Here is a 22,651-nt window from a genome sequence, read left to right as displayed (position 1 = left end):
GGGATCATCGGGGTTCTCCGCGCAGGCGGTCGCCCACCCAGCGGGCGAGGGCGAGAGGGCTGAGGGCGGCGACGGGCATGCCGGCGGCCACGAGTTGCCGGGCGATCGGCACCGAGTAGCGCGGGGTGCCGGTGTCGTCCAGGGCCGCGCAGCCCATCAGGTGCACCCCGGAGTCCGCGAGGGCCCGTACCTCGCCGAGGAGCCCGGCGAGCGGGTAGCCCTCCTCGAAGTCGCTGACGACCGCGACGAGGGTGCGGCTGGGGACGGTCACGAGGGAGCGGGCGTGGGCGAGGCCGGCCGCGATGTGGGTGCCGCCGCCGACCTGGACCTCCAGGAGCAGCGACAGCGGGTCGGTGACCCGGTCCGTCAGGTCGATCACCTGGGTGGAGAAGGCGAGGAAGTGGGTGGAGAGGGTGGGGACCCCGCCGAGCACGGCGGCGGTGAGCGCGGACCAGACGACGGACGCCTCCATCGAGCCGGACACGTCGACCACGAGGATCAGCCGCCAGTCGGCCTCCCGGCGCGAACGGGTGCTGAACACGGGCCGCTCGGGTACGACGACCGTCCGGCCGTCGGCCAGACGCCTGGTGTGGGCGAGATTGGCGTGCAGGGTACGGGCGAGGTCGAGCCGTCCGCCGGGGCGACGGGTCGGGCGTGGGGTGGCCAGACCGGTGAGGGCCGGGCGCAGTCGGGTGGCCAGCTGCCGGGCCAGCTCGTCGACCAGGCGGCGCACGAGCGGGCGCAGCCGGGCGAGTTGCTGCTCGGGCATGCCTCCGGCGAGGGTGAGCACCGAGGTGAGCAGTTCGACCGAGGGGCGTACGGCGGCGGGGTCCAGTTCGGTGAGGACGTCGGTACGGCCGTGCTCGGCGGCCCGGGCCAGGACCTCCTCGCGGATCTCCGTACCGAACAGGGCGGTGAGTTCCTCGCTCCATTCCCTTGCGGTCGGGAAGGACGGCTCCTGGCCTCCGCCTCCGCCTCCACCTCCGCTGCCGCCCTGGCCGAGGTCGACGGAGCCCTCGCCGCGTCCGGCGCCGTACAGCTCGTCGAGGGCGCTCGCGTACCGGCGCGCCGAGTCCGGCAGTCGGTCGGTCTCCCGGCCGAGGAGCAGGCGCCACCGGTCGGCGGGGCTGAGGCGCGAGGAAGGCACCGGTCGTGGTGCCGGTGCGGGGACTTCGGGCGGGGCCGCCGCGAAGGTGGGCGCGGCGGGGGTCCGCACGGGTAGTCCCAGTGCGTTCAGTTCCGCCAGACCGGCCGCGTCCGCCGCAGTCCACAGGCCGAGGAGCTCGGGCGGGGCGGTGAGGGTCACGTCGAGCCGGTCGCCGAGGCGTTCGGTGACGGTGGCGAGGAGGCGGTCCCGGCCTGCCGGGGTGAGGGTGTCGAAGCCGCCGCGCAGAGCCGGCAGCCGGTCCAGGAAGTCCTGGTCGCTGAGCGCGTCGACGCGGTCGAGCAGGGGGGTCAGGGCGGCCGGGGCCGACTCCAGGAGGGGGGCGGTGGCGCCGAGCAGCCCGGTCAGCAGCAGAGTCAGACGGCGGCGCCCGTCCGGGTCGGTGGCGGTGTCGATCCAGCCTGCGGCGCGTGTTCCCAGGGTGTTGGCGTCGTCGAGGTCCAGCAGGACCCTGGCGGCCAGGGCGGCGCCTTGGACCAGCGGGGAGCCGGTGCGCGCGAGAGTGGCGAGGGCGTCGTCCATGCGCAGACCGAGGCGTTGTTCGCCGGCGCGGGCGGTCAGGGCGATCAGGGTGGTGGCGTCCTCGGGCCGGTCGCTGCCGGCCAGGCCGGGCAGGGCGCGGACGGCTGCTTCGAGGAGGGTGTCGGTCAGTTCGGCCGCTTCCCGCTCGCGCTCGGGCGTGGTGCCGGGCAGGTGGCCTCGGCGCAGTGCCTCCAACAGGTCCAGCGCTTCGAGGAGTTCGGGGAGGGTGGCGGCCGAGGGGAGCATCTCGGCGGCGTCGGCGAGGCGTTCGGCGACCAGGCCGGGCAGGTCGCAGCGGGCGGCGCCCCGGAGCCCGGCGATGACATGGGCGCAGGTGGCGGCGGTCTCGTGCCGGTAGACCTCGCGCAATGTCCCCTCGGCGGCCTGGGCCGCGGTGACGCCGCGCACTCCGGCCAGGTCGAGTCGTACGGGAACCGCGGGGGTCCAGGCCAGCTTCCAGCGGGTGGTGAGCGCGGTCCCGTCTCCCGTCCCGGCCACCTCGACGGACTCGCCGTAGCCCGCGCCGCACACCGCGAGCCGCTGCAGCAGCACTTCGCGGCGGCGGTCCAGCGCGGAGCGCAGCGGGTCGAGCCGGATCTCGCGCGGTCCGGGGACGTCCGGGCCGGGCAGCCGCAGCGCGGCGAGTTCGGCCTCGACGGCCGGCCCGAGCCCGGAGCGCGGGGTACCGGGGGCGACCCTGCCCCAGCCGCTGCCCACCAGGATCCCTTCCACGGCGCGGGCGAGGGCCCGGCCACGGCCCAGCGGTTCGCCCTGGCCCAGTACGGTCGTCAGCGCCTCCAGCAACTCGCCCCGGCCGGGGGCGGGCAGGCCGCGCAGCCGGGCGAGGTCGCAGGCCAGCCGCAGGGTTTCGGCGGCCTCGCCGGTGCCCGCGGTGTGTCCGGCCGTACGCAGTGCGCGGCACACGTCGGTGATCGCGCGGGCGGCGGCATCACGCACCCGGTCCGGATCCCCGGCGGCGGCGAACACCGCCTGCTGCCAGCGCGGGTCGCGGATGCCGGCGGGGTACCCGGACCGGGAGTCCAGCAGGTCGAAGGCGTACGGGACGAAGGAGGTAACGGCGGCCGAGGCACCCTCGGTAACGCCGGCCGAGGCGCTCCCGGTGACACCGGCCCAGGCGCTCCCGGGGACGGCGGTCGAGGCGCCCCCGGTGACACCGGCCGAGGCGCCCCAGGTGACGGCGGCCGAGGCACTCTCGGTGACACCGGCCGAGGCGCCCCAGGTGACACCGGCCGAGGCACTCCCGGTGACGCCGGCCGAGGCACTCCCGGTGACGCCGGCCGAGGCACTCCCGGTGACACCGGCCGAGGCGCCCCAGGTGACACCGGCCGAGGCGCTCCCGGGGACACCGGCCCGCATCGACTTCTCGATGCCCGCCGCAACCGGGTCCGGCAACGCCTGGTCCACCGGCACCGCATCCACCGGCACCGGGTCCGTCAACGCCGGGGCGTGGTACGCCCCGACCACCGCCGCCACCCGGCGTCCGCCCGCACCGGCCGCCGCCAGCACGGACCGCATGTACGCCTCCCGCGCCAGGTCCGCTCCCGCCACTCCCCCGGACGTCTCCGCGTCCCGGCGCAGCGCCCAGCCGACACCGAGCGCGGCACGGCGTACCGCCTCCGGAGTGCTTCCCGGGGCGAGCACCTCCACCGCCCGGTCCCACAGGTCGTCGCCGTCACGGCCGGTACCGGCGGCGGTGAGGGCGTCGGCGAAGACGGTCCGCGGCTCGCCGTCCCCGGTGGCCGCCATGGCGTCCCAGCCGGGATCGTCCAAGGGCAGGTCGCAGCAGAGGACTTCGACCCCGCGTGCCCGGGCCCAGCGGACCGCGGCCAGCTCCGGGGAGAAGTCCGCGAAGGGGTAGAAGCCGAGCCGTCCGTCCTGCCGCGCTCCGGCCAGGGCGACGGGCGCGACCGTGCCGGGGTCGGCGAGGTGGACCAGCCAGGGCTGGAAGTCGGCCGGCAGCTCCACGCAGACGACCTCGGCGCCGGACGCGTCCAGCAGCGCGGGGACGACGGCGGCGAGCGCCGGGCTGTGATGCCGTACGCCCAGCAGATACGGCCGTACGGAGTCGGCGAGGGCGGCCAGGGCCGCCCGGGGTTCGTCCCGAGTGCTCACCGGAGGGTCTCCCGCAGGTCCCACAGGCGACGCCACATCGCCGAGCCGTCCTCGGCGCGGCGGCGGACCGGGCCGTCCCAGTAGCCGAGGAGACGGGCGTGGTCGGCGGGGTCGTCCTTGCGGACCACGCCGAGGAGATGGCCGGGTACGAGGTCGAGGGTGTCCCCGGCGGGCAGGTAGGCGGTGGCCACACCGAGGGAGGTGGCCACCTGGACGGCCTCGGCGGTCGACATCACCGTGCCGGGCCGCTCCACGTCCCAGCCCTCGGCCGAGCGGCCGGTGCGCAGGTCCCGGAAGACGGTGACGAGGACGTCGAGGACCGCGTCGTCGACCGCGAAGGCCGCGCCCGCGCGTTGGACGGCGGCGACGGCCTGGCCCCGGATCAGCGCGGACTCGGCCTCGGCGTCGGCGATCGGGTGCACGGTCTCGAAGTTGAAGCGGCGTTTGAGGGCGGCGGACATCTCGGAGACGCCCCGGTCGCGGAGGTTGGCGGTGGCGATGACGGTGAAGCCGGGGGCCGCCGCGACCGCCGCGTCGTCGGTGCCGGACAGTTCGGGGACGCTGACGCGCCGGTCGGACAGGATCGACACCAGGGCGTCCTGGACCTCGGGCAGACAGCGGGTGATCTCCTCGACGCGGGCGACCCGGCCGGTGCGCATGGCGCTGAGCACCGGGGAGTCGACGAGTGCCTGGCGGGTGGGGCCCTGGGCGAGGAGGAGGGCGTAGTTCCAGCCGTAGCGGAAGGCGTCCTCGGTGGTGCCCGCGGTGCCCTGCACGGTGAGCGCGCTGGTGCCGCAGACGGCGGCCGACAGCAGCTCCGAGAGCATGGACTTGGCGGTGCCTGGCTCACCGACGAGCAGCAGGCCGCGCTCCCCGGCGAGGGTGACCACGCACCGCTCGACCAGGGCTCGTTCGCCGACGAACTTGGGGGCGATGACGAGTCGCTGCCCTGGCCCGTCCAGCGCCTTGCCGTCGCTGCCGCAGATGAACGTGACGACGGCACGCGGGGTCAGCGCCCAGCCGGGCGGGCGCGGGCCCTCGTCGTGGGCGGCGAGGAAGGCGAGTTCGGTGGCGTGGCGCTCCTCGGCGGGCAGAATCTGCCGGGCCGGGGCGTCCGGGACCGGCGGGGTGCTCGTCGCCGTGGTGGTACTCATGTACGTCTGTACGTCCTTACTGGTTCGGTACGGGTAGGACTTGGCCCGGGTGTCCGGCGCGTACGGCGCGTACGGCGTCGAGGAGGCGTGGGCCGTGGCGGTGGGCGGCGCGCCGGTCGGCCCGGCGGTCCCCCGGCGCCGCGTCCGGCACGCCGGAGACCTCGCCGACCCGGTCCACCGCGACGGGGTGGAGGAGTGGGCGCGGGCCGGGACCGTCGCCGCCCGGCCGCAACGCGTCCCAGGTCGGGACACAGCCGACTCAGCCATCTCGCAGTCCTTCGGTATGGGCGTGCTTCAGCGGCGGCGGCCGCTCTTGACCTTCAGTTCCTCGAAGCGCGGCACATCGCCCTCCCGTATCCGCCGCCAGGCAGCGCGGTACAGGTCGGGGGCCGGTTCGGTCGGTACGAGCGGGCCCACCCGGCCCTCGGCGAGTTCGCCGTAGAGCGGCGGTTTCCACTGCTCCAGCGGGAGGCGCGGGGACGGCAGTGCCTCCCAGCCGCCCGGCAGGAACAGGGAACGTCCGGCACGGGTGCGGCTCGCTTCCACCACCAGGTCGGTGGCGGCCAGTTCGGCGCGGACGGCCTTGAGGCGGGCGGGTTTCCAGCCGGTCCAGCGGGCCGTGTTGCGGTCGGTGGGGTCGGGCATCGCGAGGAGCATCAGATAGAGGGCGGCGGCGTCCTCGCCGATGCCGTACTCCTTCGCGACCTCGGTCACCAGCTCCGGCACGGAACGGGCGGGGTCCTGCGGATACCAGGTGCCGTCCTTGCCGCGCTCCCCCGCGACCGGGTCGCCAGGGTCGGCGAGGAGGGCCGCGAAGCGCGGGGAGCGGGCGAGGCGCAACGCCACCTCGGCCGGGAACGGCTTCCCGTCCTCCGCGAGGCGCAGCGCGGGCAGGTACGGGTCCTGGCCGTCCGCGTCGAGGAGGGCGACGTACAGGGCGGGGGCCGGCATGTCGTCCTCGGTGGCCATGACGATCGCGCCGTACCGCTCGTATCCCGCCCCGGTCTCGGTGGGCCGGCCCGCCGCCTTGCGGAAGTCGGGCAGGTTGACGTAGTGGACGAGGTCGAGCATCAGGCCGGGGTGGGCCAGCCGGGCGCGGATCGCGTCCAGGGCGGCGGGCAGTGCGGCACGGATCGGGTCGCCGACGGGCAGTCGGTGCGCGAGCCAGGCGGCCACGACGACCGAGTCGATCAGGGTGGCCGCGTTGAACCCGACGGCGTGCTCGTCGACCGGTCTGGCCCGGTCGCCCTTGATCTCCCATTGCAGGTCCCGGCTGAGGCGGGGCTCGGAGGCGGGGTCGAGCAGGGCGGCCAGCGTCTCGGGCGCGGCCCTCAGGGCTCGCCGCGCCTCGCCGAGCAGCGCCTCGGGCAGCGCTCTGCGCTTGCCGACCTCGCGGTTCCAGACCTCCGCGGCGGCTGCCGCGTCGGGGCCCTCCGTCCACAGGCGGGCCGGGTCGGAGGGCAGCAGTGCGGCGACCACGGCCCGGAGGACCGAGGAGTCGATCCTGTGCAGTTCGTCCTTGGCGAGGGCGGCGTCCGTCGCCTTCACCCGAAGCAGGGTCCGCGCCTCGGGTGTGAGGAAGGACCGTTCGTCGCTGTCCACCTGCGGCAGTCCCGCCACGATCAGCCGGGCCGTCGTCGAGGTGACCCCCGTCAGCAGGGCGAACTCCTCGGCCGCCGCCGGGATCCAGGGGGCCGGTCCGCGCTCGTCCGCCTCGGCGAGGAACGCCGCGAGCCAGCCTGCCTCGCGGTCCTCACCGACCTGGTGGGTGGATTCGACGGTGTAGGGGGCGGGGACCTCGAAGCGGCCGGAGGGGTCGTGGAAGAGCGCGTCGAAGTAGCAGCCGTCCCTCTCATCACGCGAGGTGCACTTGGTGACCGCGAGGAACGCACCACCGTCCAACGGCAGCACACCCCGCCAACTGCCCTCACGCCACTCGCCGTCCGGGGTACGCAGATGACGCGCCTCGATGTGGAGGGAGACCCAGCACCAGCGCACGGTCCCGGCGCCCGAGCTGAGCCCGAGCACGTCGAACTCCCGCAACAGCGCCACGAGTGCCTGCCGATGCTCGGGCGGGGTGGTGGGCGCCACGACCCGAAAGGCGGCAGCAGTGAAGAACCCGGCCAGGGGCTCATCCGTCAGGTAACCCCCGGGCAGCTCGGGACCGTCGAGGTGCAGCCGTACGCCCGGCCCAGGCTCGTGCCCCACACCCGTGCGAGATGCGACGGGCGCACCGGCCTCCGGCGCGGAGGTGGCGGGGTCGCCGCCCGCGCCCGGGGACGCCGCGGGTGCGTCGGCAATGCCCGCCGACGCCACAGGAACCTCGCCCACGCCCGTGCCCGTCGGCGCCACGGCAACCTCGGCCGTGCCCGTCGGCGCCACGGGTACCTCGTCCGGGCCCCCGGGCGTCACCGACGTATCGTCCGTGCTCAGCGCACGTCTCAGCAGCCGTAGTCGGCGGAAGGCGTTGTCGCGGTCGGCGCCGTGGTGGTGCCAGCCGTCGCGGGTGCCGTCGAGGCCGCTGAGTGCGTCGCGCAGCAGGCGGTCGGAAGGGCCGGCCGGGCCCTCGTCCTCCTGGGTGCCGACGAGTTCCGCGGTCAGGCGGGTTGCCGCCGCGTCGAGGACCTTCTGCTGCTCGGCGGCGTACCGGACCACGCCCGCGATGCCCGCCAGGAGTGCCTTGTCGGTGACCTTGACCTGGTGCAGCAACTGCGTTGCGTCACCCGTGAGTTCGGCCTTGAGCAGGGCCCGGGCGGTGTCGTCGTCGATGGTGCGCAGTGCCGCGGAGCCCTGCGGGTCCCGGGGTCGCAGGCAGTGCCAGTAGCGCAGCGGCGGGAGGATGGGGGTGCCCTCGGCGAAGTCGCCCGGAGCGTGGTCCACCCTCGCGGTGGCCGTCACGACTCCGTCCGGATCGACGAGGTTGACGCGCCAGTGCTCCCGGGTCGCGGCCACGAGCCGGTCGGCGCCGGGGAACAGGACGGCGGCGTGCGGCTCTCCGAGGTCGGCCGGCACGGTGACCTGGCGTCCTGACAGGTCCTCGCCGCGCCGGGAGCCGTCCGGCAGACTGGCCGACCGCCAGCCGAGCAGCCCGTCCACCGGCACTCCGGCCGGGGTGACCTCGTCGAAGGGATAGGGCGCCAGCGAGCCCGGCGCCCAGGTGCCCTCCCCGTGGGCCTCGGCGAGGAAGGCGGGCACGCTCTCGCGGCCGAGCCGCCCGGTGGCCGGGTCGTACTCGAGCCAGACGTTCCCTCCCCAGGTCCAGTAGGAGGTGCCGTCCGCGAGCAGTTTCGCCTCCGCGGGCACGGTGGTGTCACCGCGGTGCAGGACGCCGGCGCCGGTGATCCGGCCGCCGCCCGGCAGGGGCAGGGTCGGGACGCCGGTGCCCTCCCGGTACCAGTCCATCCGGGTGCCCCGGCCGTCGCGGGCGCCCGCCAGGGACAGGATCTGGTCGGGGTTGTGGTGCCAGTATCCGCGCAGGCCGTGGTCGTGGGTCCGCCAGTAGACGAGGAGTTCACCGTCCACGAAGTGGAAGTCGGGGTCACCGAGGGTGCCCTGGGCGGGCAGCCGCAGATCATGCGTGAGCACGGCGCCCTCGGGACCGATCACCCGGACCTGCGCCGGACCGGCGGTGATGAGATACGGCCACGCGTCGGCGACGTACAGATCCTCGACGTTCTGCGTGCGCACGAGGTCGCGGGCCGCCTCCTCCCAGGCGGGCCAGCCGAGTTCGTCGATCAGCCCGCTCCTGAGCGTGCGGGCGAGCAGCGGGCCCAGGTCGGTCGCGGCCACCTCCCGGATCTCGTCCTCGGCGAGCCTGAGGGCCTCGCCGGGAAGCCACTTCAGCCGGCGCATGGCCTCGGGAAGACCGGGCAGTCCGGCGACGATCGAGCGGCGCGCGACCTCCCGTACCCAGTCGGCGAGCATCGGCCGGCCGCCGGGCGACCGGGCGAGGACCCGGATCGTGTCCAGGTCGTCCTCGTCGCCGCTGAAGACGTCGGCCGCTTCGTGGAAGACTGCCCTGAAGCGCTGGTCGGCGGCGAAGGCGAGCAGGTCACGCCGGTCGGCACCCTTCGCCCACCCCTGCAGTTCCAGGTGGTGGTGGACACCCGCGGGCACGCCCAGGGCGAGCAGCAGATCCAGCAGGTCCAGATCGTGCCCGGCGTACAACTGTCCGCCTGAAGCGGTGAGTTCGGTGCGCAGCCGGTCGGCGGACAGCTCGGTGATCCGGTACAGCGCGGGCAGCTGCGTGGGCTCGTGGTAGCTCTGTGACCGTGCCTGGAACTCCAGGAAGCGGGCGAACCAGCCCGCGGTGCCGTCCTGCGGCCGCTCCTCGTCGGGCAGCGAGTCGTCCCAGAGCGCGCCGAGGGCCCCGGACTCCTCCAGGATGTCCAGCCACAGCAGCAGTACATCCCGGTCGCCGGAGTCGGGCATGAGGTTCAGCAGCGCGCCGCGCACCGCCGGCTCACGCCGGGCAACGGCGACGACGGCCGCGCGGTGCCGCTTCCACCAGCCCGGCGCCGCCTTCGCCGTGGCGGACAGCGCGAGCAGGTCGGCCACGTAGTCCTGCTCGACCGCGCCCCCGTCCAGTCCTGCCGCACCGGCCAGCCTGCGGATGTCGGTCGCCAGCTGGGCGGACGGCACGAGTCCGCCCGCGGTGCGTCGTACGCACATCCGCGTGAAGCGCTCCAGCGCCTCGGCCGCCGGGACCCGGGCGGCCAGTTCCCTGCCGTACCCCGAGAGGGCCGTCGCCGTCAGCGCTCCGGCCAGGGCGAACTCGAGGAACACGGCGTCCAGCCGCTCCTCGTCCACCGCGAGCCCGTACTCGGCCTCGGCGGCGCGGGCCCGGCCGAACATCTGTGCCGCGTAGGTGGGGTTGTCCACCGACGAGAAGACCCGGCCGGCCTGTTCGTAGAAGCTGGGCAGGAAGTGCGGGACGGCTACAACGAGTTGCCGTGCGGTCTCCCGGTAGGCGTCCAGCGCGGCCTTCGGACGGGACTTCGCCAGGCGGGCGATCCGCTCCAGCTCCGGAACCACGGCCAGCGCGTGATGGCCGTCCTGCGGGTGGTGCACCAGCACCCACTCCGGGAACCCGAGCGCCTGACGCGCCCCCAGCCCGACCTCGACCGGTTCCGCGTCCGGTTCGAGCCCGAGGAAACCGGCGGCCAGATCCTCCGCCGCGCCCAGTTCCCCGGCCACCAGCCGCACGACCACGCGGCCGTCCAGCCCCGGATGCGTGTACGACCGTACCGTCAGCGGCACCGCCCGCTCACCGGCGCCCTCCGTACCCAACGGCAGCACCGCGCCGGCCGCCAGCAGTTCCTCGTACGACACCTGCGCTCCCCCGCTCACGCGCCCTCCCCCTCTTCGATCTCCCGCCCGGCGTACAGCGCCGCGGCCATCCGCATCCCCTCCGACCAGGCCACCGGGCCGACCTCCACCGGCCGCAGCCGACGGCCCTCCGGGTCGAGCCAGGACAGCGCGCCGGTGTGCACCTCGTAGTCCCACGGCTCCCCGATCCACACGGCCGCCTCGACCGTGCGCCCCCCGTCACGCACCCGGGAGGTGGCCCGGGAGCCGGTGACGCGGTAGCCGAGCGAGGTGGCACGCGCGGCCAGCGCGGAACGCCAGAACCGGCCCCCCGCGAACTCCGAGATCTCCGTCGCCTTGGCGTCCAGGTCCGCCGGCTTGCGCCAGGTCGCCCGGTGGAGCTGCTCGACGCGCTGTACGACCCCCAGTTCGGCCGCGAACTCCCGCAGGTCCTCCAGGTCGGGCAGCAGCACCGGGTGCGGCAGGGTCACGGTGCGCGGGGACAGCCGTACGGTCTCGCCGTCGAGGTCGACCACGCGCAGCTCGCCGGACTCGGTCACGCCGCGCAGGAAACCCGCCTGGTCGGGGTCGTCGCCGACCACCACCAGGTCACGCAACGCCGACTGCCAGGCCTCGTCCGCCCAGACCCGGGCGACCAGCTCCGTGGGCACCGGCAACGACGACACCATCCATGTGTCCACCTGCGCCACACACGCGGCCGCGTGCCGCTCCAGCCATTCGGCGAGCCGGCGCAGCCGCTCCACCTCCGGATGGCCCTTGAGCGCCTTGGGCAGCGACTTCAACTGCCGCCCCGCCGACCGGCCGGACACGGCCCTGGCCGCCACCCGGCCCTCCACCAGGGCGACTTCGTACGTGTCGCCCGCCGCAAGCCAGCCCACCGGCCCCCGCCTTCCGCATCAAGGAAACTCAAGATCGACACAGCTCGGCCAGGAATCCGGCACTCAGCGTGACGATGAGCGGAACACTACGAGCAGCCACTGACAATCGTCCGGGCGGACCTCTCCGGCGCACCCCGAGTCAAGCCCGTGACCTGGGGCGACGCATCCGGGCAACCACGTAATCGCGGTACGTACTACCGACCGGTCACCAGCGCGGTGGCCGGTCGGTGAGCCCACCACATCATGCAGCCGGACATGCGTTCGGTACGTTGAGGTGGGAGATCGATGACAGGGGGCAACGAGCATGCGGCCTGAGGCCTCCGAGGTGTGTCAGCGTGCCGCCGACCGCTTGGCCGGACCGGACACCGGTGTCCACAGCGTCGCGTTGCGGGAGTTGGCGGAACTGGCCCGCACGCATCCCGCGCAGCGGCAACCCGTGGCCGACGCCGTCTGCCGCTTCCTGCGTGGCCCGTTCGCGCAGGCCGCTGACGATGCCATCGGCCTGCGGGAGGCGGCAGCCGCGGTACTCGCCACCCTTGCTCGCCGCCATCCGGCCACGGACCAGGTCCCGGCCGATGCGGTGCCCGATGCCGGGTGCCGCGCGCGGTGCGGTGCCGACTGTGCGGACTGCCTCGACATCGACCTGACCGGCGCCGTACTGCCGGATGTCGACTTCAACGGCTGTCGTTTCGGCCGGGTTCTCTTCGCGGACGCCCACTTCCGTGGCGCGTGCGTGTTCGAGGGGGCCCGCTTGAGCAGGGAGGCGCTGTTCCAGAGGGCGGTCTTCGAGAACGACGCGCGTTTCGCGGGCGTCCGGTTCGGCGACACGGCCGTGTTCGGGTGTACCCGGTTCCGGGCGGCGGCCGACTTCTCGGGCGCCCGCTTCCAGGGGCTCGCCTGGTTCGGTCGGGGCGAGGACGAACTCCCCGAGGACGACCTGGCGTGGGAGCAGGCCGAGGCATGGCGCCGCGTCGCCTGGGAGGAACCCAACGAGGACGACCCGCTCTGGCCGTTGACCGTGCTGGAGGGTGACTACCAGGACTGGGAGGAAGGCGGCGACGGGGCTCGCTTCAACGGCAAGGTCTCGTTCGCGCACGCCCGGTTCGAGGGGGCCGCCTGGTTCTGGAAGGCGCGCTTCGGCGGCGAGGCACTGTTCCACCAGGCCGACTTCGGCGGACGGGTCCACCTCGTACAGCCCGCAGCCGACCTCACCGGCGCCAGACTCTCCGCCACCGCCCATGCCGAAGAACAGGTCTGGCCCCTCGGCTGGACCGCGACCACTACCGCGCTCGGAACCGATGACGGAAGCGACGCGCACCTGATCCCCGACGAGTCCGTCACGCCGTACGACGGTCAGCTCGCCGACCCCGACCCCGAGGTCCGCCTCACCGGGCTGCGTATCCTCGCCGAACTCGGGGACGGGAAGCCCGAGTTCAGGCAACGTGTGGTGGACACCGTCTGCGCGTATCTGCGCGCGCCGCTGGCGTTCGACATCTCTGCCGATGTCTTCGCGCTCACCCCCGCCCAGTTCGCCGAAGCACGAACGCGGCGGGAGGCCCAACGACTGCTCACCGACCGCACCCGCCCCTCCGCCGACCGCCCGACCTGGGAGGACATCCACCTGCGTCTCTCCGGAGCGACACTGATCGACTTCGACGCGAGCGGATGCCGCCTGTCCAACGGGGACTTCACCGGTACGCAGTTCCACGGGCGCACGACGTTCGTGGGCGCGTCGTTCGACGAGGTGTCGTTCAGCCTGCCCTACGCGCGCGAGGGCCGCGCCTCCTTCCACGGCCCCGCCGACTTCTCGGACGCCCGACTCCCCCGCTGGACGCTGCGTCACTGTGTCTTCCACACGGACGACGCCGTACGCGCGACCGGAACCACCCAGGACCTGGCCCGGATCCTGCTGGGAGCCAGGGCAACCTCGGCCCCCGCCCCCCTCCCCGCCCTCACCCCCCTCACCGCCGAGTTCCGGAAGACGCTGCTGACAGCCGCCTCGGAAACCCCCGACAACCTCGCCTGCGTCCAGCACCTGGAATACGGCACGGTCCCAGGACCCCCGTATGCCCCCGAGCGGGGACGGTCAGGGCTGAAGATCGCAGGCACCGACATCCTCGTCTCCGACCTGGCATGGCGCATCGAGGACACCCCCGTCCCGGCATCCGTCGCCGCCGGCCACCCCGAACTCACCCCAGAGCAGTGGTCCGCCGCGACCCGGGTCATCGCCCTCCTCCTGGGCGCACTCGAAGCGGACTGACCCACGATCGGGCGTATCCGTGGCTACCTTGGCGGCTACGCACGGAGGGCGCCCCGCGCCGGTGGGAATCCGGCGCGGATGCCGACCCGGTCCTGATCGGCGCCCACCGCAAGCCCCAGGGAGTCCTCCTGTCCGTCGAGGCCTTCGAAGCGCTGAGCGGCCGAGCGACGCGGCGGGCGGCCGTCGCCTCGGCCACCGGTTCCATCGAGGCCGAGGGCCTCCACCCCTCCGATGCCTCAGACCGCGACACCGAGGCGTACGTGAAGGGCGACCTCGACGCGGACACCCTTGTCACCCGCGCGATCGCCCGCCACCGACAGACTTCGGAGCGGCGAGCAGGGTGAACGATCCGTACGCCATGCCCAACGGCGTGCTGCGCAACAAGCTCGGCATCACGACCACCAGCTGCTCGCGCCAGCGGAGGCGGACCTCACCCGGGCGCGCCTCGTCATGCTCACCGTTCTGCCCGGCAAGGAACCTGGTGCCCTACGCCGGAGAGGTCTTCGGCCGTCTCGCCTCCTCCTGCCGGCTGCGGGATCTCCCCCGGCAGGAGTTCGTCATCCAACTCGCCGCCCTGTACGGCGACATGAACGTCCTCCACCCGTTCCGCGAGCGCGCCCTTGCGAGGCGAAGCCGGCGGTGGCGGCAGACAAGTCGGGCTGTACGCACCGTCATCCGCCGCCCCGTCCAATTCCGCTATCCGCTATCTGCTGTCAGCTCGTGAAAGCCGGGGTCAGACCGGCAAGTGGAACTGCTGGTTGGTGGTGCCGGTGCAGGACCAGATCTGCAGCCGGGCGTTGTTGGCGGTGGACATCTCGGTGACGTCCAGGCACTTGCCCGAGGCCGGGTTGACCAGGGTGTCCCCGTTGCCGCGCTGCCAGACCTGGGCGGCGGTGCCCTTGCAGTCGTACAACTGCACCTTGGTACCGTCCGCCGTGCCGGCGGCGGTGACGTCCATGCACTTGCCGAGCGCTCGGAGGGTACCGTCGCCGCCCACGGTCCACTGCTGGGCGGCGGTGCCGTTGCAGTCGTACATCTGGACGGCGGTGCTGTTGGTGCTGTTGGCTGCGGCGATGTCCACGCACTTGCCTCCGAGGCCGGTGATCGGTCCGCTGGGCAGCTGGGTGTTGGGCAGCACCGGGTTGTTCGCGTTGGTCAGCGTCTCCCAGGCCACGAACAGGTAGTTCGTGCCGGCGGGGCGCCTGCCTTCGGTCAGGGCCTGGGTGTTGGCCATGGCGATTCCCTGCCTCGTGTGCAGGGCGTTGAACCCGGTCTCGGTGACCGGGCCGAGACCGCGCTCAAGCGGTCCTTTGGTGCAAAGGTTCGCCGGTTCCGGAGCCGCGCGGAGTTCCTGGGTGGCGTGCCATCCGAGAGCCTGCCGGAGTCGCTCTCCCACCTGCGGATAGAGATCCGTGCCCTGCATGAGCGCCGTTTCGGCGATATGGGACATCGAGGCGATGCTGTAGCCGGTGTGTACGAAGTCCCGGCAGGTCTCCTGCGTCATCCCGGTGATGTACCGGGTCGCCGTCTCCCAGTTGAAGCTGCCGTCCGGGCTCGGGTGCGGCGTCGGCCCGTCGGATGCGAGGTAGACGAAGGCGGGAACGCGTGCCAGGTACTGGCTGACGGCCTTGTCGAAGGTGACTCCGTCATTGGTGAAGACGGCGATCCCGATCGAGGCCTCGGCCTGGATGAGGTCCCAGTTGCTGGTCCTGTCGTCGCCGTTCACCACGACGGGCAGGTAGACCGACCGCAGCATGTTCGCGAAGCGACCCGCGTTCGGCCAGTTCTGGTACTGGTACTTGATGAGCTCGGCCGCCTTGACCCACGAGGCGGCCGACCACCCCGTCTGAATGCCCGTGTTGGCGCCCGTGTGGCTCGTGATCGTGGACGACCAGGCGTCCATGATCTGGATCGACTTCTGGGCGTATCGTTCGTCGCCGCTGATGGCCCACGCCAGCGCGTCGGTGTACGCGGCGATGGCGTCCTGCCGTTCGTCGGTGCAGCCGTTGTTCGGATTGCTGCTCTGGCCGCAGTTGACGACAGGCCGGGGCGCCGGCACACGCGAGAGCGAGGCCAGCGGATCGCCGACCATGTCGTCGTAGGCGGCCTTCCAGGGAGCGGCACCCTGCTGGACCTTGGTCCGCACGAACTCCAGTTGCGTCGAGGTGATGTTCACCCCCGGGTGCGCGAAGGTCTGCGGAGCGAACTGCTGGGCGGCCAGGGCCGTCGGCGCGCTCGGTGCTGCCGACGCCGTGGTCGCCGACGTGGCTGAGAGACACAGAAGTCCTGACACTGCCGCCAAGGCACAGCGTCTCAGCATCGTGCTCATGTGGGGAAGTTCCCGTCTGTCGAGGTCGAGAAGAAGTCGCGAGGAAGTCGCGAGGAAGGCGCGAGGAAGGCGCGAGGAAGGCGCGAGGAAGGCGCAAGGAAGGCGCGAGGAAGGCGCAAGGAGATCGAGGTCCTGCCGTGCACGGGTCGGGCCTCAGCAGTAGAGGTTGTTGCCCGGGGCGACTCCGAGGATCCCGGTGAACTTCTGGTAGGCGCTCACCCTGCTCTGCACCAGCTCGGGCTTCTTGCCGTCGCACTCGATGGAGCCGTTGATGGCGCGGATGGTCTGGCCGAAGCCCGCCTGGTTGACCATCGCGTTGTGCGGGGTCATCGTGCCGGCGCCCGTCGAGGTGTTCCAGAACCACAGGCCGGTACGCCAGGCCACGGCGGCGTCGGTCTCGACCAGCCGGGGGTTGTGGAGCAGGTCGATCCCGAGCGCGTCGCCCGCCGCCTTGTAGTTGAAGTTCCAGCTGAGCTGGATGGGCCCGCGCCCGTAGTAGGCGGACTGACCGGCCGGGCAGCCGTACGACTGGCTGAGATCGCAGTAGTGCGAGTAGTTGGCCGTGTTCTGCTCCACCACATAGACCAGGCCGCCGGTCTCGTGATTGACGTTGGCGAGGAAGGCGGCGGCCTCCTGCTTCCTGACCGTGTCACTGCCGGTCTTCGCGAACGCCGGGTAGGAACTCAGCGCCTGCACCAGCCCGTTGTAGGTGTAGAAGCTGTTCCGGTTCGGGAACATCTGGTTGAACTGGGCCTCGCTGACCACGAAACCGGAAGGGGTGGTACCGCCCCCGCTCGCGGGCGCCGTCCACTTCTGGTTGGGGTTGCCGGTGCAGGTCCAGATCTGCAGCCGGGTGGCGTTGGCGGGGTCGTTCCCGCGGACGTCCAGGCACTTGTCGGCCGCGGGGTTGACGATGTCGCGCGCCGCGGTGACCACCCACTGCTGGTTGGCGCCGCCCGTGCAGTCCCACAGCTGGACGGACGCGCCGTCAGCCGTGCTGTGTTCGACGACGTCGAGACACTTGCCGAGGGCGCGGAGGGTGCCGTCGCCCGGGTTCGACCAGAGCTGGGCGCCGGTTCCGTTGCAGTCGTAGATCTGGACGGCGGTCCCGTTGGTGCTGCTCGCCCCGGCGACGTCGACACACTTGCCGGCCAGTCCCTTGATCTGGCCATCCGCTGCCGCGGCGGTCGGCGCAGCGACGAACAGCGCGGCGATCAGTGCGACAAGCACCGTGAGTGCTGTAAGCACCGTGGAGGTGCCAGAAGAAGCGCGTCTTTCTGGTGACTGGCGGACGAGGGATGTAAGCATGCGAATACCACTCCTTGGTCGGCTCGAGGCCGCGAATGTGTGAGAGACGGGGGATCTCCCCCGTAGGCGTCGGTGTTCACTGGCGTGAGTCCGTGCCGCTCCTGGGTGAGACGGCGCGAACCGCCGCCTGACCAAGACAACCGCCAGGGTGTCTACAGGGCGTCTATAGGTTGTTGACGGTCACTCCACGGACCGTTGACTTCCGATCGCCGCATCTCGTCGCACCACGTAAACCAAGATCACTGAGATCACCGATAAAGCCACAGTTAGACTTCGGGCGTGATCCGCGCGGTTGTCCCGAGAGCCTGGCCTCGCCTGCCGGCTTCGGACGCGCATTCCTGAAGGAGGGCGCTGGTTGAAAGAGCGATTACGGTTCTCGCTGCTGGGACCGGTCAGGGCGTGGAGAGGCCGGGACGAGATCGCGCTCGGCCCGCCCCAGCAGAGGGCGGTGCTGGCCGTGCTGTTGCTGGCCGAAGGCTCGCAGGTGTCGGTGGGCAGGCTCGTCGACGCGGTGTGGGGGACCGAAGCACCAGCCTCCGCGCGTGGCATTCTGCGTACCTACGTTCATCGGCTTCGTAAGGTGTTGGAGCCCGCCGGTGACACCGCGTCGTCCGTGATCCGTGCCGTGGGGGACGGCTATCAACTCACCTCGCCCGGCGAGCTGGATCTGAGCGTCTTCCGGGAACTGTTCGCACAGGCCGAGCGGTTGCGAGGTGAGGGAGACGCCCAAGGCGCGGCGAAGTACCTGGGTGATGCGCTCGGCCTGTGGCGGGGAACGGCGTTGGCCGGTGTCCGGGGCGAGTACGCGGACAGCCAGCGGCAGCGGCTGGACGAATTGCGTCTGTCGGCGGAGGCGGCCCGGCGGGCGGTCGAACTCGAACTGGGGGGCCATGAGCAGGCGGTCTCGGCGCTGACCGGTCTGGTCGCCGAGCATCCACTGGACGAGCGGTTCCGGGAGATGCTGATGCTCGCCCTGTACCGCTCGGGGCGGCAGGCGGCGGCCCTCGCCACCTACCGCGAGGTGCAGGCGCTACTCGCGGGCGAGCTGGGCGTCGATCCCGGACCGGCGCTCCAGGCGACGTACCAGCGGGTTCTGCAGGCCGACACCGGGCTCCTCGCTCCGCCGGTCCCGCCCGTGTCCGCCCCGGTCCCGGCCGACGCCGGGCGGGAGCCCGCCCCCGCGTCCGCCCCGGTCCTGGCCGAGCCGGCTCAACTGACCGCCGGTCCGGTGGTGTTGGTTGACCGGGACGCCTCAGGAGAGGAGACCGGAGGTCCGGATCCCCGTACCCGCCGGCTCCGCTGGATGCTGGCCGGCTCCGGCCTGGCGATGGCCCTGCTCGCGTGCATCCCCTACCTCGTAGCGGGCTCGGGTTCGGGCGCGGACTCCGACGAGGGCGGTTCGCCGACGGGCCCTTCCCCCTCCAAGCCTGCTTCAGGCGTGGCAATACAAAGTCACGCCTCCGACAGGTGCGTTGACGGCGGCGCCCTTGGGGACGCGCCGCTGCAGATCCGGGACTGCTCGAGCAGCGACAGTCAGTTCTGGCAGATCGTGTCGGAGGACAGGATCATCCGGATCTCGGGCAAGTGCCTGGACGTCGCGGGCGGTTCGACAGACAACGGCGCGGCCATCCAACTGGCCGACTGCAACGGCAGTGGCTCCCAGCGATTCCGCCTCAACCCCGCCCACGACCTGGTCAACCTTCAGGCTCACAAATGCGTGGAGGCCACGGACCCACGCGGGAGCGACCGCACTCCGCTCCGGCTCTGGACCTGCACGGGCGCCCAGAACCAGAAGTGGACGGCGGTCATCTGATCCACCGGTCGTTCAGATCGCGCGTACGGGTCGCGTATTGAGCAAGTGGCGCCCGACGGGGCAAGGCGGCGTACCTGCCGCTGCTCAAGTCCCTCAGCGTGGCGTGGCTACGCCCGAAAGGGCGAGACCCCGCCCGCTAAGGGCTCTGTTCCTGTCAGAGTGCCGCGAACCCGACGAACGCGGTCCACGCCGTGGGTTGTACGGCCAGTGCGGTACGGGTTGTGTCCTTTGAATCCCGGACGTGGACGGCGCCTGCTCCAGCCGCTATCTCAACACACTGGCCCCCGTCGCCTGCGCTGTAACTGCTCTTGAACCATGCCAGGGCGCCGGTGTCCCGCCCCGTCTTTTCCCCGCTCATCTCTCTCCCAGCAACTTCTCGATCAACGCCAGCGATTCTGTCGGAGTATGGGCCTGCGCGCGAAGGATCCCGTACGTACGCTCAAGCTGCCGCACCCTGTGCCGCTCTGTGTGTACGCGGCTGTCGCCTTGTACCTCTGTGTACGCGATCCTGCGCCCATCCCTCGCTTCCATCAAGGTGAACGGTCCAGCAAGTCCCGCGTGTTCCTGGCGGGACAACGGCATTACCTGGATCACCACATTGCGCTTCTCCGCCACCAGCATGAGGTGCTCCAACTGGCCTCGCCAGACAGCTTCTCCCCCGAGCGTCCGGAGCAGGACAGCCTCCTCGATCACGAAGCTCAGATGCCGAGTCGGGCGTCGGGAGAAGATCTCCTGCCGTGCGAGTCGTGCGGCCACTCGCTGCTCGGTGACCGCTTCGTCCAGCTGTGGCTGCCACATGGCAAAAACCGCTCGCGCGTACTCCTCCGTCTGCAACAGTCCGTTGACCAACTGAGTGTCGTACACATGAAGCTCAATCGCCTCGGCCTCCAATTTGGCCGCATCCCGAAAGAACGCCGGATACTGGGCCCGAGCCACCTCCTCCTTGCTCGCGCTCAACACCCCACCCGCGTCCAGCACTTCATCGGCGCGGTCGATGAACTTCGGTGGCGGAACCCTTCTCCCCTGCTCGAACGACGCGATCGTCGAGGCCGAGTACCCGGTCAGCGCCCCGAGCTGCGCGCGGTCCATCCCCGCCCGCTCCCGGAACAGCTTCAACTGCCGCCCGAACACGCACAGAATGCCCGTCCCGACCTCGTACTCCGGCTGCTGAACCTCGTCGTCCACGCCGCGCCTCCTCCCGTACGACGACACCACGTACAAGCGCACCACTCACGTGTACAGCCCGTACTCGTCAGCGCATCGCTCCTGGCCAACGCTACGCAGAGTCCGCGACCGTTGACCGCATGAAGTCAGCAACTCCCCCGAACGGGCATATGCCACAGCACCTCGCGCCCGAACGCGAGTTCACGATGCGCTTCACCTCAACGCCACGGGGAGCCCGCCTCGCCCGCCGACTCGTCTCGCACCGCCTGAACGACTGGGGCCACCCCTACACCACCCCGACCAACGAAACACTCACCCTCATCACGGCAGAACTCACCGCCAACGCCGTACGCCACGGCCACGTCCCCGGCCGGGACTTCCACCTCCAACTCACCCTGGCCGAAGGCCTGTTCCGCATCGAGGTGACCGACACCCGCGCCGAGAAACAGCCCCCGCCCACTCCCCCGACCCCCGACCCCGCATCCGAGTCCGGCCGTGGCCTGCTCCTCATCGCCGCCCTCGCGGACGACTGGGGCGTCACCCCTCGCCCGGCCGCCCCGGGCAAGACGGTCTGGGCGCAGCTGCGCGTGCCCTTCCGGCAGTCGGACGACCGACGGCATCCGCAACCTCCCGGGGAGCGACGACACAACTCGCCACCACTCCCACCGATTCACCGGCCCTGTACCTGACCAGCGAAACATCACGTTCAGATGCGGAACGACAACGGCTGCTCACACGTACCCGTAGCAGGGGTGCCGACGGAGCCGGATGCGGTTGTACTCGACCTCGACGTAGCGGAAGACGTCGGCCCGGGCCGCCTCGGCGACGTCCCCACCCCACCGGCAGTCGGCCGACACCGGCACCCGCTCACGCATCGCACTCTCCAGTCCGTCGCATCACGGCACAGCCCGCCACCCCGGAACGCGGGAAGCGGCGGCGAGGCCACGGACCGGCCCTGTCCCGGGCGTCCTGGCGGAGATCATTACCGAATGCACGGGGTACGAGGTCGCGGGCCTGCCGTTCCTCGCGCCGCACGGCGGAAGACAAGCAGCTCAGCGTGATCATGGCTTCTGCTTGTGTGCGGGACTCCGGGACCGCTGCGTTGCTCATGGCCGTTTGGCGTGCTCGGCGAGGACCCCGTCGGCCAACCGGTCGGTCGTCACCCGCGCGATTGACCGTCATGCATGAAATGCGCGTGGGCACGCTGGCCATGACTGCTCCATCAGGGCCATAACTTGTACCAGAATCGAGTACCAGCATGGTACCGTTTTCTCGTACCAACATGAGAGAGGCGTCGCACATGACGATAAGTGCCAGCGAGGCCCGCAAGGACCTCTTCCCACTCATCAAGCGCGTCAACGACGACCACATCCCCGTGCGCATCAGCTCCAAGGCCGGCGACGCGGTACTGATGTCCTCCGAGGACTACGACTCCTGGCAGGAGACCGTCTACCTGCTGCGCTCCCCCGCCAACGCGCGAAGCCTCATGGAAGCCGTCGCACGGGACAGGGCAGGCGACGCCGTGGTCACCAGGACCATGGCGGAGCTGGAAGAGCTGGCGGGCGACGGGTGAGGAGCATCCACTTCGACCCGGCCGCATGGGAGGACTTCCTGTTCTGGCTCGGCTCCGACCGCGGCATGGCCCGCAGGATCACACGGCTGATCGCGGAGATCCAGCACACCCCCTTCACAGGTATCGGCAAGCCGGAGCCCCTGAAGGGTGACCTGTCCGGCTACTGGTCACGTCGGATCGACGACGAACACCGGCTCGTTTACCGGGTGGACGAGAAGGAAGTCAAGATCCTCAAGGCCCGCTTCCACTACTGAAGCCCTGAGCGGCAGACGAGTCGGGCTGTACGCCGGGTATTCCTGACGCACCTTTCTGACCTGCGGCTTCGTGGGTCGTATCGGTTGTGACCTGCTAGGTCGGGTTGCAGAGGCGATCGGAGGCAGTCAGAGGAAACCGCTCTGATTCGACCCCGATTCGAACCGAGCTGCTCGGAGCCAGGTCAGAGGCACTCGCCCTCTGACCTGGCTCCGAGTCGGCCCAGGTCGGACGGCGTTGATCAGGCTGTGAACCCGCTGACGGCACTCGGAATCGACCTCGGTCGAGCCGCGATGGGGACGCCTGCCTCCAGCACCGGAGCCAGGCATACGAATGCCTCCAGGATGGCCATCCTGGAGGCTTCGCTGGCACCGATTGGAGGTCGGTACCGGACACCACCCGTGGTTTTAGCGGGCCTGGGTGGCGTCTCTGTCCTTGCGGGACGGCTCCACAGTGCCACACAGCACCTACCAGACAGGTTCTCTCCGACGGCCATTTCACCCAGGCGAGCGACTGGGTCTTCACCAGCTGCCTACGGTTGCAGCCGATCTCATTCTGCTCGGGGATCTCACCGGCCGCTATGCGGCGGGCAGTTACAGCAGGCTCGCCTCCGGCGGCCGGACCGTGTCCCTGCGCGATACCCGTCAGGGCGTGGCCGAACACGGGCACCGGATCACTGAACCGCTCCGGGATCGGTGGAGGCTCTATGCGTTGACTCCAGCCGCCGGTTGGGGCTGGTGTTGAGCGTAGTAGTTGGTCTCGTGCTCGTAGG

General features: G+C 71.5%; 17 protein-coding genes. 7 read left to right on the top strand and 10 right to left on the bottom strand.

Features of this window, described 5'->3' with window-relative positions:
* Window positions 1–4 precede the first annotated feature (4 nt).
* From ABZ855_RS23755 to ABZ855_RS23735, 5 genes are all read right to left on the bottom strand, one after another.
* Window positions 5–3,820, bottom strand: a complete 3,816-nt coding sequence (locus ABZ855_RS23755; protein WP_360809863.1) for a DUF5682 family protein — start codon at window positions 3,818–3,820, stop codon at window positions 5–7.
* Window positions 3,817–4,974: an AAA family ATPase gene (locus ABZ855_RS23750; protein WP_360809861.1), complete on the bottom strand. Its 1,158-nt coding sequence runs from the start codon at window positions 4,972–4,974 to the stop codon at window positions 3,817–3,819. The genes ABZ855_RS23755 and ABZ855_RS23750 overlap by 4 nt, the downstream gene beginning before the upstream one ends.
* A gap of 16 nt (window positions 4,975–4,990) precedes the next feature.
* Window positions 4,991–5,152, bottom strand: coding sequence for a hypothetical protein (locus ABZ855_RS23745; RefSeq protein ID WP_360809859.1), 162 nt, complete (start codon window positions 5,150–5,152; stop codon window positions 4,991–4,993).
* A 116-nt stretch (window positions 5,153–5,268) separates the two neighbouring features.
* Complete coding sequence (locus ABZ855_RS23740; RefSeq protein ID WP_360809857.1) at window positions 5,269–10,323, bottom strand: DNA-binding protein; 5,055 nt, start codon at window positions 10,321–10,323, stop codon at window positions 5,269–5,271.
* The gene (locus ABZ855_RS23735; RefSeq protein ID WP_360809855.1) at window positions 10,320–11,180 is read right to left on the bottom strand and encodes a DUF4132 domain-containing protein; all 861 of its coding nucleotides are present in this window, start codon (window positions 11,178–11,180) and stop codon (window positions 10,320–10,322) included. Before ABZ855_RS23735 ends, ABZ855_RS23740 begins: the two co-directional genes overlap by 4 nt.
* A gap of 304 nt (window positions 11,181–11,484) precedes the next feature.
* Here ABZ855_RS23735 and ABZ855_RS23730 point away from each other — a divergent pair, with 304 nt between their 5' ends.
* From ABZ855_RS23730 to ABZ855_RS23720, 3 genes are read left to right on the top strand one after another with little or no spacing between them, the layout of a single operon-like run.
* Entirely contained in the window at window positions 11,485–13,440 is a 1,956-nt protein-coding gene (locus tag ABZ855_RS23730; RefSeq protein WP_360809853.1) for a pentapeptide repeat-containing protein, read from the top strand.
* Entirely contained in the window at window positions 13,383–13,784 is a 402-nt protein-coding gene (locus tag ABZ855_RS23725) for a hypothetical protein (RefSeq protein ID WP_360809851.1), read from the top strand. The genes ABZ855_RS23730 and ABZ855_RS23725 overlap by 58 nt, the downstream gene beginning before the upstream one ends.
* On the top strand, window positions 13,781–14,164 hold the full coding sequence (locus tag ABZ855_RS23720) for a hypothetical protein (protein ID WP_360809849.1): 384 nt from the start codon (window positions 13,781–13,783) through the stop codon (window positions 14,162–14,164). The genes ABZ855_RS23725 and ABZ855_RS23720 overlap by 4 nt, the downstream gene beginning before the upstream one ends.
* Before the next feature lie 9 nt (window positions 14,165–14,173).
* Here the strand turns inward: ABZ855_RS23720 and ABZ855_RS23715 are convergent, their stop codons facing one another.
* Complete coding sequence (locus tag ABZ855_RS23715; RefSeq protein ID WP_360809847.1) at window positions 14,174–15,733, bottom strand: RICIN domain-containing protein; 1,560 nt, start codon at window positions 15,731–15,733, stop codon at window positions 14,174–14,176.
* A 189-nt stretch (window positions 15,734–15,922) separates the two neighbouring features.
* Window positions 15,923–16,999 carry a glycoside hydrolase family 19 protein gene (locus tag ABZ855_RS23710; protein ID WP_360809845.1) on the bottom strand — a complete coding sequence of 359 codons (1,077 nt, stop codon included), beginning with the start codon at window positions 16,997–16,999 and terminating at the stop codon, window positions 15,923–15,925.
* Between the two features lie 433 nt (window positions 17,000–17,432).
* Here ABZ855_RS23710 and ABZ855_RS23705 point away from each other — a divergent pair, with 433 nt between their 5' ends.
* A complete protein-coding gene (locus ABZ855_RS23705) occupies window positions 17,433–18,890 on the top strand; it encodes a BTAD domain-containing putative transcriptional regulator (RefSeq protein WP_360809843.1) in 1,458 nt (485 codons plus the stop codon).
* Between the two features lie 154 nt (window positions 18,891–19,044).
* Here the strand turns inward: ABZ855_RS23705 and ABZ855_RS23700 are convergent, their stop codons facing one another.
* Entirely contained in the window at window positions 19,045–19,248 is a 204-nt protein-coding gene (locus ABZ855_RS23700) for a DUF397 domain-containing protein (protein WP_360809841.1), read from the bottom strand.
* Entirely contained in the window at window positions 19,245–20,075 is an 831-nt protein-coding gene (locus ABZ855_RS23695) for a helix-turn-helix transcriptional regulator (protein ID WP_360809839.1), read from the bottom strand. The genes ABZ855_RS23700 and ABZ855_RS23695 overlap by 4 nt, the downstream gene beginning before the upstream one ends.
* Window positions 20,076–20,194: 119 nt before the next feature.
* Between ABZ855_RS23695 and ABZ855_RS23690 the strand changes: the two genes are divergently transcribed.
* Window positions 20,195–20,743: an ATP-binding protein gene (locus ABZ855_RS23690; RefSeq protein WP_360809837.1), complete on the top strand. Its 549-nt coding sequence runs from the start codon at window positions 20,195–20,197 to the stop codon at window positions 20,741–20,743.
* A gap of 42 nt (window positions 20,744–20,785) precedes the next feature.
* On the opposite strand, the gene ABZ855_RS23685 is transcribed toward ABZ855_RS23690, so the two are convergent.
* Window positions 20,786–20,929: a hypothetical protein gene (locus ABZ855_RS23685; RefSeq protein WP_360809835.1), complete on the bottom strand. Its 144-nt coding sequence runs from the start codon at window positions 20,927–20,929 to the stop codon at window positions 20,786–20,788.
* 425 nt (window positions 20,930–21,354) lie between these two features.
* Here ABZ855_RS23685 and ABZ855_RS23680 point away from each other — a divergent pair, with 425 nt between their 5' ends.
* Window positions 21,355–21,627, top strand: a complete 273-nt coding sequence (locus tag ABZ855_RS23680) for a type II toxin-antitoxin system prevent-host-death family antitoxin (protein ID WP_360809833.1) — start codon at window positions 21,355–21,357, stop codon at window positions 21,625–21,627.
* On the top strand, window positions 21,624–21,881 hold the full coding sequence (locus ABZ855_RS23675; protein WP_360809831.1) for a Txe/YoeB family addiction module toxin: 258 nt from the start codon (window positions 21,624–21,626) through the stop codon (window positions 21,879–21,881). The genes ABZ855_RS23680 and ABZ855_RS23675 overlap by 4 nt, the downstream gene beginning before the upstream one ends.
* Window positions 21,882–22,651 lie beyond the last annotated feature (770 nt).

Origin of the sequence: Streptomyces sp. NPDC047042 (genome assembly GCF_040644035.1) — a bacterium.
In the GTDB taxonomy this organism is placed as follows: Bacteria; Actinomycetota; Actinomycetes; order Streptomycetales; family Streptomycetaceae; genus Streptomyces.
This window is presented reverse-complemented; position numbering and strand designations above follow the sequence as displayed.